This window comes from Prosthecobacter algae, assembly GCF_039542385.1.
In the GTDB taxonomy this organism is placed as follows: Bacteria; Verrucomicrobiota; Verrucomicrobiia; order Verrucomicrobiales; family Verrucomicrobiaceae; genus Prosthecobacter; species Prosthecobacter algae.
This window is the reverse complement of the sequence record NZ_BAABIA010000008.1, coordinates 236,594-255,062: the sequence shown is the minus strand read 5'-3', so window position 1 is coordinate 255,062 and position 18,469 is coordinate 236,594. Positions and strand designations below refer to the sequence as shown.

General features: G+C 59.9%; 7 protein-coding genes. 6 read left to right on the top strand and 1 reads right to left on the bottom strand.

What is annotated here, in order from left to right; all coding sequences use genetic code 11:
* Nucleotides 1-3: 3 nt before the first annotated feature.
* Nucleotides 4-11,226: a tetratricopeptide repeat protein gene (locus ABEB25_RS18970; protein WP_345738011.1), complete on the bottom strand. Its 11,223-nt coding sequence runs from the start codon at nt 11,224-11,226 to the stop codon at nt 4-6.
* A 107-nt stretch (nt 11,227-11,333) separates the two neighbouring features.
* Here ABEB25_RS18970 and ABEB25_RS18965 point away from each other — a divergent pair, with 107 nt between their 5' ends.
* From ABEB25_RS18965 to ABEB25_RS18940, 6 genes are all read left to right on the top strand, one after another.
* Complete coding sequence (locus ABEB25_RS18965) at nt 11,334-11,774, top strand: hypothetical protein (protein ID WP_345738010.1); 441 nt, start codon at nt 11,334-11,336, stop codon at nt 11,772-11,774.
* 104 nt (nt 11,775-11,878) lie between these two features.
* Complete coding sequence (locus tag ABEB25_RS18960) at nt 11,879-13,084, top strand: TolC family protein (RefSeq protein WP_345738009.1); 1,206 nt, start codon at nt 11,879-11,881, stop codon at nt 13,082-13,084.
* 34 nt (nt 13,085-13,118) lie between these two features.
* The gene (locus ABEB25_RS18955; RefSeq protein ID WP_345738008.1) at nt 13,119-13,469 is read left to right on the top strand and encodes a DUF3147 family protein; all 351 of its coding nucleotides are present in this window, start codon (nt 13,119-13,121) and stop codon (nt 13,467-13,469) included.
* A gap of 11 nt (nt 13,470-13,480) precedes the next feature.
* Nucleotides 13,481-14,605, top strand: coding sequence for an efflux RND transporter periplasmic adaptor subunit (locus ABEB25_RS18950; protein ID WP_345738007.1), 1,125 nt, complete (start codon nt 13,481-13,483; stop codon nt 14,603-14,605).
* 4 nt (nt 14,606-14,609) lie between these two features.
* Nucleotides 14,610-17,732: an efflux RND transporter permease subunit gene (locus ABEB25_RS18945; RefSeq protein WP_345738006.1), complete on the top strand. Its 3,123-nt coding sequence runs from the start codon at nt 14,610-14,612 to the stop codon at nt 17,730-17,732.
* Between the two features lie 36 nt (nt 17,733-17,768).
* Nucleotides 17,769-18,203 carry a hypothetical protein gene (locus tag ABEB25_RS18940; RefSeq protein WP_345738004.1) on the top strand — a complete coding sequence of 145 codons (435 nt, stop codon included), beginning with the start codon at nt 17,769-17,771 and terminating at the stop codon, nt 18,201-18,203.
* Nucleotides 18,204-18,469: the final 266 nt, after the last annotated feature.

Genomic DNA, 18,469 nt, shown 5'->3' with positions numbered 1-18,469 from the left:
AGGTCATTGGGCGGTCTCGAGAATCTTGTTCAGGTTGTCCAGTTCCTTTTGCAGGTAGGGCTTTGGCTTCGTCTGACTGATTTCCGCCAGCACGGAGGCCGCTTCGGCCTTTTTGCCGAGCCTGATCAGCAGGGCGGCCTTGCGAAGACCGACGACATATTTGTCCATGCCCTTCGGGTCTTTTTTGGTCAGCATGAGGTCAAATAAAGGCAGCGCGTGGGCACCCAGACCTTCATTCACGGCGCATTCGATAATCTGGAAAGTCCTCGCCCCATTGGGGTTGTCGAAAGTTTGGATCATCTCGGCTTTGGCCAGCATTTCCTCCATCGTCAGCAGCCGATGCTTGTCCTTCAGCTTTGAGAAAATGGCATACGAGTTGCCTCTGCGGTTATCGGCCAGCAGATCCAGGACGATGCGCAGGCGCTGCTCGTCGGTCATTCTCTTTTTGCTGTCGGGGGCACCCACAAATGTGGCTGCCGTTTCATAGACAATGTCCAGGTATTCAAGGCTCCGTTCACAGAGCTTCAGCTCCGCCGGGGATCGTTTCTTTTTCCAGGCTTCCAGCCCACCTTCAGTCTGGGTGGCCAGCACATAGGCATGGCTCACCGCCACAGTCGTATGCCGGCCAGCATGGGATTCGCAGAGGGCGATGATTTTTTCCAGGATCGGCAGCCACGTTTTCGCCTCCCTGGCTTCACCTCGTTCCCACAGGGCTGTGATCATGTCAGCGGGGTACCGTATCAGGTCCGCGAGGCAGCTACGGGGGGTGTAATCTCCGATTGTGCTGGGGTGTGCCAGTGTCTCGATGGCCTTCAGCCACCTCTCCGTCTTGCCTGCCAGCGCCTGCTTGATGAAGTGGACCGAGAGGATGTATTCCTTCATCGCCCGCTCGCCTGAATCCTGCATCGAGATGAGGTTGTCGATGGAGATCTTCTGGGCCTCTTGGTCGCAATAGTCTCCCAGCAGGTCCAGTGCGGCCAGAGGCGCATAGTTCGCGACGATGCTGACGGCATGCATCCGCGTGGACTCATCGGAGAAAGTCGTTTTCAGGATCTTTGGTGCTAGCGTAGCGATGCGCTGGGACAGTGTTTCTTTGTTCTTAAAGGCACGCAGCAAGGCGGGGTGCGGATCGCTGGCCTGCAGGACGATCATCTCGCCCAGCAGTGCCAGCCCAGGGTCCGCGCAGGCCTTTTGAAAGGCGGGCAGGTTTTTGCGCATGTCCGGGTGCCAGGTGTAAATGCCCGACTGCCAGGCATACATGCGGGCATGATTGGCCTTCAGCAATGAAGCGGCCTTTTCCGGGTGGCCCGCATCCACCAGAATGGCCACGATGGAACGATACTGCTGTAGGCCGGGGGCCTGTACGTTCAGCAGGGTGTCAATCCACTCATCCTTCTTCAGCCTGCCTGCCAGTTGCAGCAGGGCAAAGGTGTGGCCCAGGACAGGGTTGGATGTCTCATTGTCGTACAGAGACACCTGACGTTTACCTTGTCTTTTCATCCAGCCTTCCCACAGGATCTCAGCCGTGGACCGCCATTCCGGAGTCATCGGCAGTTGGTTGAAGCAGCGCATCACCGTGGCCAGGGTGAAGGCTTTGACGATGTTTTGGTCGCGATTCTCCACTGCTGCCAGCCTTGTCAAGGGCATCACAATATCTGCCGGGACGGCCCACGGATATTTGTAGCAAAGATGGTTACCCAGGGCCAGGCGCAGTCGGGGATTCAGCTTCTCATTTGTCAGGGTTGCCACGTAGTGTTGCCAGAGCTGGGCATGAGAAGCATGGCCGCGAATGGCACAGGTTCCGGAGGGACCCACGCCCTCCGGGAATGCTTCCAGATACAGCCGGGCGGCCGTTTGTAGTTCCTTTGCCAAGACATGGCAGGGATGGTCTTTGGGCAGCTTTTCCGTCCATTGCAGAAAGGCCTGGATGTCTGGTCTTCCCAGGCGTGGCATCCAGTTGTGAAAGACCAAGGTCATCAGGGCCAGGGGCTCGCCTTTTAACTGCTCATTCAGTTCTTCCATCAGGGCCTCTAGACTGCTGACAGGGGCTGCCCTGCCGCCGAGTTCATGCCAGGACTGTAGCATCTGTTGGCCCCAGCCGTAGTCATAGATCCATGCATCGCCATGGAACTGGCCGGTCTGGTCTGCGTTGAGAATCCTGATGGCAAAGGCAACGGCTGACGACTCTCTTGCGTTGACACAGTCTAACAAAAAGGCGGATCTGGACATCGGCCGTGCCAATCGTCTAGACCTCTGTTGGTAGGACTCGGGTGCGTCGCCATCCTTCCATGTCTCGATGAGCTGGCAGGTCTTTTCAAACACCCGGACTGCCTGCGTCAGGTTCTTCTCTTTCAGCAGCTTTAGGATCAGCTTCTTGCTGGGGTCCGTGAGGTTGGAATCTGACAGTTTCAGATCTCGCAGGGAGGTGGCCTTCAGCAGGGACTCCATGAAAACATCCTCTTCTTTCCGTCGGCTCTCTTGGATGCGCTGCAGCACCTTCTGCAATTCACCGGGTAGTTCTTCTGGATACTTCAGCGACGTCCAGTGGTTTTCCACGGCAGCCAGGATCAGGGCCTGCGTTTCTTCCGGCATCTGGGCCAGTTCCGCACCACGCCGGATGGCAAAGTCATTCAGGGCCTGGTCGCGGTTCAGAGCCACCAGCGTGCTCAGTAAATCTACGCCAAAGGTACGCTGCTTTTCCGATTTCAGGAGGTTCTCCAATTCTGCTCTTGTTTTGAACTGGTAGAGCCTCGCGGACAGGTAGTGCAGAAGGCTGGAATAAGTAGGCCCGCCTAGCCCAGGCAAAGGATCAAACGAACTCGCTTCATTCAGCAGACCGGAGCGGATGAAGGCATCCTTGAGGCTGGCTGTATCCGTTTCGTGCTTATCCATGTAGCTGCCGCAGTAGGCCCACTGGCTCCACTCGGGCTGGTTACGGTAGCGCCGCGACCGGGCCTCTTTGGACATCATCGGCCACAGCCCTGGATCGAGTTTGAGACTCTGGAGAAAAGCGCCCATTTTGGAGTAGCGAGCGTCCATTAGGTGCCGCACATCAGGTTCCGTCGTGGCAATGACGCTAACCACATGTTGGAAAACCTCCTGGGCACCTTTGGGATCATGCTGGGCCACTAGGGCTAGATCCATGGCCAACAGATTGTTGCCACTTCTGTCCTGGATGGCCTGACCGTCCGTGAGGGTCAGCAGAGTCTTGCGGGTATCCTCCGCCTTTTGTTTTTGCTTTTTCAGCAGTTCCTTCAGGATCGGGATGTCTTGGTCATAGACAATGAGGGGACTCATCTCTGTCTCGATCAGCATGTCAAAGCCCTGACGGGTTTCAGGGGTCATCCCTGCAACGTCCTCTTGGTGTTCCTTCAAAAATTCCAGCAGGGCCACGCGTGGCTGCTCATGCAGCAGGCTGCGTAGGAGAGCATGGCCAAAGGTGTCCGGGAAGTCCTGCAGGCCCTTCAGCACAGCCTCGCGGAGCTCCTTTTTCCTCTGCACTTGTGCCACGACATAGCCAAGGATGGAACCCTCGCTGGAGCCGGTCATGGGGTAGGCCCGGAAGTCCTTCGACTGGCCCAGGAATGGCGAGCCTTTCAACAGGGTGACCAGGCTGGCCGCATCCTGCAACTGCTGGCCTTCATTCAGGCCGCCGTAGAGGCTGTTCAACCAGTCGCGTTCTTCCGTCAGCCCCTCGGTTTCCGCCCGCTGCATGGCCGTCCCGAACAGCTCCGGGATCTGGGCGCACTGGCGCAGCCAGTAGGCCAGCGGTGTGTGGGCGAGGCTGTGCTGGCTGCGTGACTCAGCCGCAAACAGGAGCGTCAGTTTTTCGAAGATCGGCAGCGCCTCCTTGGGGTGGCGGCGAACGTAACGGCGGAGCTTCGCAGCAAGCTCTTCACTTTCACCGTGAGCACGGCCACCTGCCTGCAACGAGGGGACTTCGAGGAAGGCTTCCATCACGGCCTTGTCATCCTCCGCCTGGGCTTCGAATAGCGGTGCCAGCGCCATTTGCAAAGACTCTGTCAACCGGTGCGGCATACGATACATGCTGTCGCGCGCACCCAGGGCCACCAGCAGGCCGCTGGCTTCAGCCCCGGGGAGTTGGCCCAGGGCTTCGGTTTCGGAGATCAGGAATGTTTCAAGGGCTTTGGGAGCGTTGTCGAGCAACGCCAGCGTCAGCCGCACGCCGAAGGTTTTCGGGTTGCGGTCTTGCAGGTCCTTCGTCAGGGCGGCGGCCGAGAGCCGGTAGCTGCTGCTGCGCAAGATGCCGCACATGCGCACCAGCGCGGAACCCTCCGAACGCCCTGGAATGATGAGGCCGCGGAAGTCCTTCGCCTCCGCCACAAAGGGAGTGTCCTGGAACATGGCCAGCACATGCTGCGGCTGGTTGAGGGCGTTGCCCTCTTCCATGCCGTATGTGTAACGGCTCGTCCAGGTGGAGCTCAGCCCCTCCTTCTGCGCCAGCTCCAGCGTGATGTTCATCAGCTTTGGCACCTGGCCCATCTGGACCAGCAGATCAAAGACGGGGCCGCCGTTCGCTGAGTTGCTCTGCAACTGCGCGGGAGTTTGTTTTAGCAGGCCCACGGAGTGTTTCAGCACCCGTGCGGCCTTGTCTGGATCCGTTGCAGCCACATCGCGGATGATTTGAACCAGCCTTTCATCCGTGTTGTATTCCTCCAGTTTGGCCTGTTCCCAGGTGGTTGCGGCAAGGATCACCTCCGCCATCTGCGCAGACCGCTCCCGCTGGGCCTGGGTCAGAGGTTCCAGCATCGTCAGGGCCTCCGCGTCCAGAGCCTGCATCAGGTTGTATCCGTTTCGGTTGATCAGGACCGACATCTCATGCTTGGCCGTTGAGGACAGGCTGGGCAGTTCCTTGCCTCGCCGTTTCAGGAACTCACTGAAGGGCGGGCCCATGGCGCTGGATTGATTGGAAAGCAGGGTCACCACCAGATCCGTGCCAAAGGTCTGCGGCTGGCGTTTTTGCAGGGCCTCGATGAGGAGATCTCTGGCTTTTTTGATATTGGAGCTGTTGTCGTCCATTCGCCCGAGAAAGGTCTGAAAGACGGTGTAGTTCTGCCCTTTTTGGCTGAACCAGAGTCTGAAATCTTTTGCGGGAGCCAGCAGCCGAAAATCGTCCAGTACGGCGATGAGGTCTGCGGTCGGGCCTTGGACGATGCCCTGATCAAAGAGATTGCCACAGATCTGGGAAAACAGTCCAGGTTCATCCAGCATGCCATCCTCCCTGGCGAGACGGATGCCCACATGCGCGGGGCCCTGGCGGATCACCTCGCTCAGCAGCGAGAGGTAAATCTGCCAGCGTGTGGCTGCGGCGTTGGGATTGTACATCCCGTACCGGCGGTTGGGAGAATCCTGCATGCTCACAAATTCGGCCAGTGATTTCCTTCGCTCTTCCTCTTCTTTGCCTAACAGGATGTTGCGTGTTTGATTCAGGAAGGTGGCGGCGGCGTCCATCTTTCCGGCTTTGGCCAGAATCTGCATGTAGCCGGCTATTTGCTGCATATTCACGTTGAAGTTGCGGCTCTTCAGCTTCTCCAGGTAGATGTCATGAATAGGGGCGCTGAAGCGGCGTTCTGCCCAGATACGGGTGATCTCCTGGTACCCGCTGACTGAGCCAATTTCCTCCTGACTGCGGTTCCATATCCGGGCGGCGGCCAGAAACTCGACTTCAGGGCAGGTCAGCAGGCGGGTGTAGGCCCTCATCTGCTTCTCAGCCGCTGGGCCGCTGGCTTTCCGGATCAGTGGCAGGAGTTCGGTTTCGATCTTGGCCTCTTCCTTACGGGCCACAAGCACTCGCAGCAGGATGTCCTCTGGCTGGGGCATGGAGATTTGATTGCTCTGGCCGCCGTAGCGAGAGGGTGACCGGCCAAACCAGTAGCCCAGGTTTGGCGCATAGCGGCGCGCCAGGATCTGGCGGTTCAGGATTTCCTGGGCCAGGGTTTCCAGCTTTTCCGGCGGTTGACCGTCTTTCTCCGCAAGGCCGGCGTAGGGGCCAAATCCGCTTTGGGCCAGCATCGGAATCTTCATCAGCGCCAGGCAGAAGGCATCATGGGCGCTGCGCAGTTGATCCCGGACTTTTGTGGCCGCATCGGAAAGGGCTTCGCGAGGCGGATTCGTTTCATACAAAGCGGGGAATGAGAGGTCATTGTACTCACCCTGCTGGATGTAGTTGGGCATCTGGGAGAACTGGCTGATCAGGGCCGGATCCAGCCGTCGTTTGGGGTCCAGATGTTTCTCCACATAGGCTGTCATCAGTCGGATCACCGCCAGACGGTGCTCGAAGACCCGGCCGGAATAGGACCGGGGGCTGATTTCCTGGCAGATCCGCTGCAGCGCCTGCCGCAGCTCCAGGCGCGGAATGGCCGCCAGATGGGGCAGGGCCTTTTCCACATCCTTGCGGGCCAGGAGCAGTGCCAGCCTGCTACGCACTTCCCAATTCCGGGGTCTCAGGGCCAGCGCGGCCTCATAGGTTTCCACCGCTGTCTGGTCATGGCCCATGAGTTCAAAAAAGGCCGCTTCCCGTTGTAGGTTTTGCCAGCCGGTTTTCGGCGCGGCCTTCAGCTCTTCCATCAGCCGGCCCGTGGCCTGGCGTTTATCCAGTACGCCGCGCAGGGCCTGCAGTTCATTGTCGGCATTGCCCCAGTTCACTCCAAACCACAGGTCGCCGATGCGCCCCACCTGCTGCTGGAATTCAGCAAAAACGGCGGCCTGGTTTTGATCGGCCAGCAGCTTGTCCAGCTTGCCATAGGGGCCCTGCTGGGTCTGGCTTTGACGGCGCGAGTACGGATTGCTGCTGCTGCTGCGGGATACCTGTGCAGAGGGCTGCCGAGTGGCGGCAGCTTTTGTCAGCAGCTCCAGTTGCTCGGTGAAGCCAAGAGTCGCCGCAACGTCCACCAGATAGCTGTTGGGCGGTGATGCAGGCAGGGCGGCCCGTCGCCGCTCGAAGCTCTCCAGAACCGCGGGCTTAATCTCCGGGGAAAGGACGGAACCGGAGTTGACCACCTGGAGCGCACCGAAGATGAGGGCGTTATCCACGGTCTGCTGCACCATGGCATCTGGCTTGCGGGCGCTGACTTCACGCAGGCAGGCGATCTGGCGCGGGAAGTCCTGAAGGGACTGCGCCAGACTGGCGGCGAATAGCCAGTCGTCGGTTTTCAGGTCCGGTTGTTTCGTCAGCTCGGCCAGCCCGGCTTTTCCTTCCTCCAGCCCGCGCATGCAGTTTAGCAGCAGTTTCAGGCTGGGCGTCTTCAGCCCCGCAGTCATTTTTCTCAGTCCAGCTTGGGTGCCGGCATCGCCATCCTCAGCTTCTTCCGTTTCTGAGCCGCCAAAAGAGACGCTTCCTCCCGGAAAGCCCAGGCCGTTTCTTCCGCGTCCCAGTTGCTGAAAAATCTGAGTCATGCTGGGGGCCACCTCCAGGCCCGACCACATGGCGGGGAGGGGCTGGGGCTCAAACTGGCTGGAAGGATACCTCTGCTGCTGCACCAGAGGGGTCTTGCTGCTCAGGTGTACCGCGTTCTCCTTCTCTAAAAGATCCGCCACACCCTCCCAGTTTTCCAGGGCAACAAAGAGCATGATCAGCGAGTAGCCGCTCCAGGGTTGTTGTTTTGAGCTTTGCTGACGATAAAGGGATTCGGACCATTCTTGGGTCAAGGCCATCACCTGCTGCGTCAATTCAGTGGGCAGGGGCGGGCCGTCTGCGCTGGCTTGCAAACGGCGCTGCACGGCACTGAGGAGGTAGCCCATCGCGTTGTTGTTCCCCTCGGGCAGATTTTTCGCGTTGGCCAGCACTTCGCCAGCCAGGGCGTCACCCTGGGATTCATTGAGGGCCAGCGCCGCCATCCCTGCCTGGAAGGCAAGCAGCGGGTAGCTGTCCTTGAACAGCGCCACGCAGCGTTTCAGGCTTGGCAGCAGATCTCCCTGAAATTGGTTCACATGCATCAGCCACAGCGCGTGCAGTGCCTGGTGGTCTGGGTGTGCCTCCAGCAAATCTGGGGGGATGCCGAGCTGGCCCTCATACACAGGCACTTCCAGCAGCAGGGCGGAATCGCGGATGCCTGCGGCTTCCATATGCCTCACCAAGCTGGCGCGTTCATCCACCTTCAGTCCCTGGCCCATCTCCACCAGGTGATACAGCGCCATAGCAGAGAGATTGGTGACATTCGCTGGCTGCTGCACCCAACCGGAGGGCAGGGCACCCTGTGCGGGGCGGTTCATCTGCATGTAGCCATGCATGTGGCCGTAGCTGCCGCGCTGCTTTTGCCGGTGCTGATAGGCCAGGTAAGAGACGCTCGGCAGTTGCAGCCATTCGGCGGTGCCAGGGGGCAGGGATGGGAGCTCCAGGCTGAAGCTCTGCGGCTGCTGGGCATTGGCTGCGGGTGCGGCGGCCAGGACCTCGGGCAGTTCCTCATGCAGGCTCATCAGGTGTACAAAGGCGGCGATGGCCTCTTCCTGCCGCCCTTCTTCCTCCAGGGCCACGGCCTTCAGATAGTGCAGCCGATAATCTTTGGGAAAGCGTGGTAGCAGCGGGTCCAGGAGGGAAATGGCACGGTGCCACTGGCCATGTTCGCAAAGCGTATCCGCCATGCTCTCGATCGCCCGCGCACTCGCGGTGCTGACTCCTGCCAGTTCGAAGATCAGACGGTAGCCCGCTTCCTCATCCCCGTTTTCAATCATCAGGGCAGCGATCTTCTGCCGCGTGGCTGGGCTGCTATCCAGAGGAGCTGCCGCATTCAGCGTCCGCAGGGCGGCTTCATACAGGCCATTTTCTTCTTCGATCCGGGCGATCTCCGTCAGCAGGCTCAGGTCCTTGGGCCGCAGGCGTGAGGCTTCATACAGGCAGCGCCGACGTTCCTCGTCATTGTTGGTCGCCGCATGCAGAGTTGCCAGGGCCAGCCAGGGCAGGGCGCTAGCACGGTTTTGCCGCTGCCTCTGCTGGAAGTCCTCCAGCAGACGTGGTAGCGCGCCGGAGTATTGGGACATTTGGGCCAGCGGCGTCAAAAACCGCAGCTTGGCCACGGGATCCTCCGTCTGTTCATAGAGGGCCATGTAGGCGGTGCGTGCTTCCTCCATTTTGCCTGCTGCGGCCAGGGCGGCGGCCAGCGTGCTCATCACATCGGTGTCGTCACTGAACTTCCGCGAAGCCGCACGCAGAACGTCCAGCGCGGCGGACTGTTTGGCCTGCTCCATCAGGATGGCGGATTCCTCCAGCCACGGTTGCACCGCTCCCGGGGACAGTTTTTTCCACTCGGCGAGGGCGGTCAGCGCCTTGTCATAAGCCAGCGTGCGCCGGTGCAGCCGCGCCAGTTGCTGGGCCCGGTCGCTGGTCATCCCTCCGGGCAGTTGCATTCCCAGAGCCAGTGCCTCCGCTGCCCCGGCCCAATCTTGTCGTTGTTCGAGCAGCCTCACCTGCTGGGTGCTGAGCATGAGCTGCTGCGCAGGCGTGGCCTGCGGAGCCTGAAGGGCCGCCTCCGCCTCTTGGGGCTGCCCGGCTTCCTCCAGCAGTTCCGCCAGCAGGCAGCGGTCCGGTATGGTCATTTCCGCTTGGCCTTTCAGTTCGGCGATAATCTTAGCCGCCATCTGCCCGTCGCGGATGGCCTGATGGGCCAGCTTCACCGCCTCTTGCAGCCCGGAGGCTTCCCCCGTCAAGGCCAGCCGCTTGCGCGACCATGCGACCGCTTTGTCGGATTGTTTGTTAGTCAACGCAAGCTGGGTCAGCAGTCCGAGGAAGCGTGTCTGCTCGGCCAGATCCTTTTCCCGTGTGACCAGGAGCTCCTGGGCCTCTTTGGTTAGGCCATGGGCTAGCAGTGCCTGGCCTGCCCGCAAGACATCCTCAAGCTCACCTTTCTGGACGAGTGCTTTCCAGATCTTCAGGGCAGCCTCATCGTCCTTAGTTCGATGCAGATAATGCGCCAGCGCCTCTCGAGCGGAGACACTCTCCGGATGCGCCGCCACCAACTTTTGGTAGGCAGCCTCGGCCTCTTCTTTCAAATCCCAATTCTCCAGCAGCCGGGCGATTCGCAGGTGGTCATTTTCTGGAGCCACGCCATTGACCACGCTTTTTTCCAGGTAAGCCGTCAGGGCTGTTTGCGCCTCGGGTAGCCGCTTTTGGCGTTCCTCCAGCGTCGCCAGGTGGATCAGCAGTTCCTTGTCGTCGGGATGCTGCTTCACCAGCACCTGGGCCTGCTCCGCCGCTTCCGCGATGCGGTCCAGACCCTCCAATAAAGAAAGATAGGCCTCTTGTAGATCGCGCCGCCCAGGATTGCGGGCCAGCAGTTCGCGGAAAAGCTTCACAGCCGCCTCCGCATCCCCCATTTCCCCCTGTACCCGGGCAAATGCCAGGCCGATGTTGACGCGCTGCGCATGAAATTTGGTCAGAGCTTCGAGCCGCTGTTTCAGCCCGTCCAGATCATCTTCCCGGCGGAACACCTGATCCAGCCGCGACAGCACATCCGCCTCCACCCAGGAGTCCTGGCCGCTCTGGACCAGGGCAGCTTCCAGCACGGCCAGCGCCTCGTCACGTTTCTCCGCCCTCAGCAGTAGGTCGCCCAGGCGCAGTTGGCGGGCCAGTTTTTCAGAAGGGGCTTTGGTTCGCTCCACCAAGGTTTTGGCCTCCGCCGCCGCCTCGGCATACAGCCCTTCTTCAGCCATCAGCTCCACCACATCCTCGGCCAGATCCAGGTCCGTGGGATGCTCCTTTGCCAGACCTAACCACGTTTGCAATGCTTCCGGTGTGCGGTTCAGCCTCAGCAGGGCACGCCCCTGCTGCCTCGCAATGTCAACCCGTAGCTGCTCCCCCGGTGCCGCAGCCGTGGCTGCCTCCAAACTCTTCAGCGCTCCTTCGAAATCCGACTGCCGCGCCTGCACGCGCGCCTTTTCAAACCACGCCTCTGCATCCTTGGGGGCCAGTTTCAAGGCCGCATCCAGGGCCTTCAGCGCCTCCGCATCCTGCCCACGCCGCGCGTGCAGTAGCGCCAGCAGGCGGTGATCCGCCGCTTTGGCCTCCGCACCCTGTACCCGATTTTCCAGAAACTTCAGCAGGTCCTCCGCAGGGGCCGCCTCCAGCCACGCATCGTGAAATCGGTCAAACATCGTGCCTGCCTGTGGGCGTCTCAGCAGCAGTTCGTGATAGCGCTTGGCCTCCGCCGGTGGCTCCTGCGCTCCTAAGAGCTGGGTGAAAAGCAGGGAGAAAAAAACAAAGCGCCGGTCCATGGTTCTGTTCTAGGTGAAATGAGGTGCCCGTAGCAAGTCTTTCGTCCCGTCTCCCGCAGAGATGAACGTTTGACAAAAGGCTCTGTCATAGACGTAGTTACCCCCGTATGCGCTCAAAAGCCCGTTACCAAATCCTCACCTGCCTCGCGCTTCTTGCGCTGGGCTGGGCGCAGGTTTTCGGGCTGATGCGCGGTTACATCTGCGATTGCGGCGGCGAGGTGGAGATCACCGCCTATGACCATTGCCACGGTCCCCACGGGGTTGCCTGCCACCACGATGATGAACCGTCTCATCACCATGACGAGACCGGGGGTGACACTCACGAGCATGAACCCTTGAAAGAGCCGGGCCACGCCAAGCAGCTTGTTTCGCAGTCCTCAGCCCTCCCTGTGCCTGTGCTCGCCGTGCTGGCCACCTTGGATCTTCCCCCCCTGCTTCTTTTGGTCAACGATCCGGCACGCCGCCCAGGGATGCATCCGCCCAGGGATGATGGCAGTGGCCGACGATGGCCGAAGGTGCTCACACGCACCATCGCAATCAGAATTTGAGACGCGGACCCAGGGCCGTCATCCACGATGATGATCTGCCCCAGGCTGTCCCGGCATTGGCACTGACTTTTTAGTTAGGCCTCCCATCTCAAATTCTCATCTTTATGCATCGTCCTTTCCTGTTTCTGCTCGGCCTCACGTTCACCACGTCCGCCTCGGCCCTGACCCTTTCCGACATCGCACCCCGTGTGCGCCATCATCACCCGCAGCTCAAGGCCGCCCGCATGGCCGTGGAGGAGGCCCGTGGCCGCCAGCTCGGTTCCGGACGCCTGGCCAATCCCACCCTCGGCACCCAGTTTCAAAACGAGAGCCGCGTTTCCCCCCGCTCCACCGAGTTTTCGCTGGATCAGTCCTTCCCCATCACCCGCCGTCTCGGCTTGGAAAGGCAGCTCAGCGCACAGCTCGTCACGTCCGCCGAGCTAGAGGTGAAGGACGTGGAACGCCGCCTCATTGCAGACGCTCGCATCCTCGCAGTCAGGCTTGTCGCTCTGGAAAAACAGCGTGCTCTGCGCCAGCAACAGAATCAGCTTGCGCAAAAGCTTTCCACCTTTGCCAAAGACCGTGCCGAAGCAGGGGAACTCTCCCCCCTGGATGCCGCCCAGGCCCAGGTGGATGCCCAGCGCCTCCAGCTAGAGGCACGCCGCATCGAGATCGAAACCGTCAGCCTTCAGGGCCAGCTCAAGCCCATGTTGGGTTACTCGCCATCTCAGGCCTTGCAGATCACCGGGGAGCTCTCCGCTCTCACGCTTCCGGGCAGAGTGCCCTGGCAGCAGCGTGCCGACTATCAGCTTGCTCAGGCCAAAACACAGACCGCGCAGACTGAGGCCTCCCTCGCCCACGCCCGGCGTTATCAGGATGTTAGCGCCGGATTCTTTGCCGCACGCGAACAGCAGGACGTCACCTCTCGCCAGACAGAGCGCACGGGTTTCGTCGGCTTCCGTTTCTCCATTCCGCTGCCATTATGGAACCGCAACCAGGGGGAGATCGCGGAGAAGAAAGCGAGCATCGAACGTGCCCGCCTGGAGGCTGCCGCCCTCGCTGCCGAGATCACCAGCGAGGCAGAAACCGCCCGCCGTGAGATGGAGGCCAATGCGGCCCTCGTCAGTGAAACCCGCGACAAGCTGCTGCCCCTCGTCAAACAGCAGACCGACAAGCTGGAGAAAGCCTACGAAACCGGCCAGACGGACCTCCTCACCGTCCTCCGTGCCCGCGAGCAGCGCCTGCTGCTCGAAGCCGCCGTCCTGGATGCCACTCGGGATTTTCATCTCGCTCGCATCCGTTACGAGGCCGCTGTCGGCTCCGCACGCTAAACCATCTTTTGCCTAACCGATTCATCGAAAAGCCATGGCCTACTACCTCATCAAGCTCTTCCTCAGCGCTGGCGTCATTGTCATCGTGACCGAGATCGCCAAGCGCAACAACAGCGCGGCCAGCATCATCCATTCGCTGCCGCTGACCTCCCTCCTCGCGTTCATCTGGATCTACCTGGAGACAAAGGACTCCGCTCTCATCGGGCGGCATGCCTTTGGCACCTTCTGGTTTGTCCTGCCCACGCTGCCCATGTTCATCCTCATGCCCTGGCTCATCAAAAAGCTCGGCGGCTTCTGGCCAGCCTTCGGCACCGGCATCGTCCTCACAATCATCCTGTACTTCTTAACCATGCGCCTGCTGAAAAGCGCGGGTGTGAATTTGTAACTTTTGCATTCATGAATTTTAAAACCTGTTTTTGGTTAGTCCTCCTGCCGCTGCTCAGTGTGGCCGCAGCCGATCCCGAACGTCTGGGCAATACCGTGATTTTGGAGGAATCGGCCGTGGCCAATCTCCAGCTTCAGTTTGCCGAGGCTGAGGAAACCCTCTTTGAAGAGACCATCTTTGCTCTGGGTCACATCGAGGTGCTGCCGGGCAAAAAAGCCATCGTCAGCAGCCGCATCCTAGGCCGCGCCTTCTCCGTGCTCGCCATCCCGCATCAGGCCGTGGATGAAGGAGACGAAGTCGCCTGGGTGGAAAGCCGCCAGCCAGGAGATCCGCCACCCACGGTCGCGCTCACGTCACCCATCACGGGAACGGTGGCCAAGGTGGACATCGCCGTTGGGCAGCCTATTTCACCGGATCAGGTGCTGATGGAAATTGTGGATCTGGAGACGGTCGAGGCCGCCGCCCAGGTGCCGCAGCATCTCGCTGGACGGTTACAGCTCGGCCAGCCGGCTCACATCCGCCTCAGCGCCCTGCCAGACAAGGTCTTTGAGGCCAAGTTGGCTCACATTGGCACCCTGGCGGATGAGGCCACTGGCACCGTCGAGGCGGCCTTTCATGTTCCCAATCCCGACGGGCTGCTGCGTCCCGGCCTCAAGGCGGAGTTCAGCATCGTCGTCAGCACCCGTGAAAACGTGCTCTCCATCCCTCGCACTGCCATTCAGGGAGATGCGGCAGAGCGGTTTGTTTATATTAAGGACTACGATCTCAAAAACGCCTTTGTGAAAACCAATGTCGTCCTCGGTGCGCAGAACGACCAGTTTGTCGAAGTCCTCAGCGGCCTCTTTCCGGGCGATGAAGTGGTGGTCCGTGGCGCTTACGCCCTCGCCTTTGCGGGCAAAGGCAGTGTTTCCCTCAAAGTGGCCATGGATGCCGCCCACGGCCATCCCCACAATGAGGATGGCACGGAGATGTCCAAGGAACAAATCGCCGCTGCTCAGGGCGGGCATGGAGATCACGATCATGAAGGCGGGGCAGGATGGAACATGCTGACCACCTTTTTCGCGGCCAGCACCGGTCTGCTTTTCCTGCTCCTGGTGGTGACCTTGCTGATGACCCGAAAACGCGCTGCGGCCTAACATCATGCTAAACACGCTCATCCGCTTTTCCCTGCACCACCGGCCTATCATTCTCATGGTGGCGCTCCTGGTGCTGCTGTTTGGTTTTCAGACACTCACGCAGCTACCTGTCGAGGTGCTGCCCGACATGACCAAACCCACGGTGACCATCCTCACCGAATCCCCAGGCCTCGCCCCGGAGGAGGTGGAGGTGCTCGTCACCCAGCCCATCGAAAGCGCCGTCCAGGGCGTCGGTGGTTTGGACCGCCTGCGGTCAAATTCCGATGTGGGACTCTCGCTGGTCTTTGCCGAATTTGGCTGGGGGACGGACATTTACCGTGCCCGCCAGCTCGTGCAGGAGCGTTTGCAAACCGTGCTGAACACCCTGCCTGCGGGGAGCAAACCCGGCATGACGCCCGTCTCTTCTCTCATGGGGGAAATCCTCCTGGTGGGCCTGCGCAGCACGGATGGTAAGGTCCTCCCGGCTGATCTGCGGGTGCTTGCCGACTGGACCATCCGCCGTCGTTTGCAGAGCATCAGCGGCGTGGCGGAGGTGCTGACCATCGGCGGCGGCGTGCAGCAGATCCAGGTGCAGCCCAACCCGAACCGGCTGTCTGCCTTCGGCGTCACCTTTGAAGAGGTGGAGACCGCCGTGGGCCGTGCCTCAGGCAATGCCACCAGCGGCTATTTGCAGGCTGGGCCACGCGAAATCATGGTGCGCAATCTGGGCATGACCACACGACTGGAAGACATCGCCCACACCGTCATCAAAACGGTGGAAGACCGCCCCGTGCTCATCAGCGATGTGGCCGAGGTCAAGCATGCCGTGCAGACCATGCGAGGGGATGCCAGCGTCAATGGCACGATGGGCGTGGTGCTCAGCATTGATAAGGCCCCTGGTTTCGACACGCTGAAACTCTCGGCACAGATCGAAGCCGCTTTGGAAGAACTGAAGCCGACCCTCCCTGCAGGCGTCACGGCAGAGATCATGTTCCGCCAAGGAGACTTCATCGAGCACGCCATCGGCAATCTCAAGGAAGCCATCCGGGACGGGGCCATCATGGTCACCATCATCCTGTTTTTGTTCCTGCTGAATTTACGCACCACGGCCATCACGCTCATGGCCATGCCGCTGTCCTTTGCTGTCACCATCCTCATCTTTAAAGCCTCAGGCATCAGTGTGAATTCGATGACTCTTGGCGGCCTTGCTGTCGCCATTGGCATGGTGGTGGATGATGCGATTGTGGATGTGGAAAATGTGTATCGCAGGCTTCAGGAAAATGCTTCTCTGGCATCGCCCAAGCCTGTGCTGGAAGTCATCGCCACGGCTTCGGGAGAGGTGAGAAACTCCATTCTCTACGCCACCGTGCTCATTATTTTGGTATTCCTTCCATTGTTAGGTTTGGAAGGCATTGAGGGGCGGCTTTTCACCCCCATCGCCATTGCCACCATTACCAGCATGGCGGCTTCTTTTGTGGTCAGCCTCACGGTCATTCCTGTTCTGTGTTCTTTGCTGCTCCGGATCAAAAGGAAACCGACCGCCACCCATCATGATGGCTTCCTGGTCCGTGCCATGAAGTGGTTTGTTCAGCACAGCTTTCTCCGTCTGGCGCTGGGGGCTCCCATGCTGGTCATCGCCGTCGCGGGCATGCTGCTCATCGCCTCCCTGATGCTCTACCCCATCATGGGAAAGGAATTTCTGCCCTCCTTCAATGAAGGCAGTGCCACCATTTCTCTGGCCAGCGCCCCGGGTACCTCGCTCGCCCAATCCAATGAGATCGGCGAGGTGGGGGTGCGTCTTCTTAAAAACATCCCTGAGGTGAAAAGCGTGGGTCGCCGCGCAGGCCGTGCGGAAAAAGATGACCACGTCATGCCCGTGAGCGTGAATGAATTCGATGTCGAGTTTCATGAAGGTGGCCGCGCGCGCGAAATTGTCTTCGCAGAGATCCGCACCAAGCTGAAGACCATTCCAGGCACCTTCCTGAATGTCGGCCAGCCCATCGGCCATCGCCTTTCCCACATGCTCAGCGGTGTGTCAGCCAAGATCGTCGTGAAGATCTTCGGGCCAGACCTGGAGGTGCTGCGAGAAAAGGGCGAACAAGTCCGCGATCTGGCCAAAACAATCCCCGGTCTCACCGACGTGAATCTTGAGGCGCAGGTGCCCATTCCCCAAATTAAAATTGAAGTAAATCGGCAGCGCGCCGTCGCATATGGAGTGCAACCCGGTACGCTCAATGAACAGGTCTCCACCCTCCTGGGGGGCAAGACTCTTGCTGAGCTGCGTGAAGGGCAGCGCACCGTGGATCTCGTGCTGCGCCTGCCGGAAAGCTGGCGTGATTCGGCGGAAAAACTGGGCGAGCTCCTCATTGAAACCGACAAAGGCCCGCGCATTCCGTTGCGCCTCATCGCCGACATCCGGGAAGGGAAGGGGCCCAATGTCATCAACCGTGAAAACACCCAGCGCCGCATCGTTATTGGGGCCAATACGGGCGTCCGTGACCTGGAGTCCATTGTGGACCAATGGGAATCTGCGGTGCGGGAAAAGCTGAAGCTGCCGGAAGGTTACTTCCTGCGCTTCGAGGGCGAGTTTCAGGCCCAGCAGGCGGCAGCGAAGCGCATCGGTTTCTATTTTGTCCTGGTGCTCGGCGTCGTGACCCTGCTGCTGTTCAGCTATTTTCACAGCCTTTCCCTGGCCCTTCAAGTGATGCTGAACATCCCCCTCGCCCTCATGGGTGGGCTGGCCCTCACCTGGCTGCTGGTGGATAACATCAGCATCGCCACCATCGTTGGGTTCATCGCCGTGGGCGGCGTGGCAGCGCGAAATGGCATCATGATGATCAGCCATTACCTGCACCTCATGTCGCATGAGGGAGAAAGCTTCACCCGCCAGATGATCGTGCGTGGGACGTTGGAGCGCCTTGTGCCCGTTTTGATGACGGCCCTCAGCGCCGGGATTGCCCTCATCCCACTGTTGCTCGCGGCGAATGAACCGGGCAAGGAAATCCTCCACCCAGTGGCCGTTGTGATCGTCGGCGGCCTCGTCAGCAGCACCTTTCTGGATCTTATGATCACCCCTGCCGTCTTTTACCTCTTTGGCCGCAAGGCCGCCGAATCTGCTGTGGGCAGCCATGCTCCCGCAGCGCAGTGAACCTCAGAACCAACCTAAACCTAGAATCATTCGTCCATGAAAAGAACATTCATCACCTCCCTCATTCTCGCCGCCACCACCAGCCTGCTGCTTGCTCACGGCGGGGTTGAACTCGGTCCTAACAAAGGCCGCATCGTCGAATTCAGCAAAAACGAAACCATGCATGGTGAAGTCACCGTGAAGGGGGACAAGTTCCACATCGCCCTCCTGGACAAAGACATGAAGCCAGTGGCCGTGGGAGCTCAGAGTCTCGTCGCCCTCACCGGGGACCGCGACAAACCCACCAAGCTGGCGGTCGAAAAAGACGCCAAGGGTTTCATCCTGCCCGTCATCAAGTCAGGCGACATGCTGATCCTGCAGTACAAAAATTCTCCTGACTCCAAAGCGGTCGTCGCTCGTCTGGAGTATGACACCTCCACCTGCGAAAAGTGCAGCAAGATGGAGTGGCTGTGCGAGTGCAAGTCTGAGTAAGAACTGTTCCTCAAAGGCAGGTCTAACCAAGCAACGGCGAAAAAGGCAGGTGTCTGTATCCTGTGCTTTTTCGCCGTTCTGCATCTTTCGGCCTTGGGGATCGAGCGGCTAGGTTTGGCCATGCTGAATTCCGCCTTTTTATCGCCAAATTGCATTCCGAAGGGCTCTGAAATCACACGTTTACTCGACGAGACGCTGATTTTGGCTAGTTTGCTAGCCCGCTAGGCCCCGGCTTGGCGTATTTTTGTCCCACCCTTCTGCGAAAC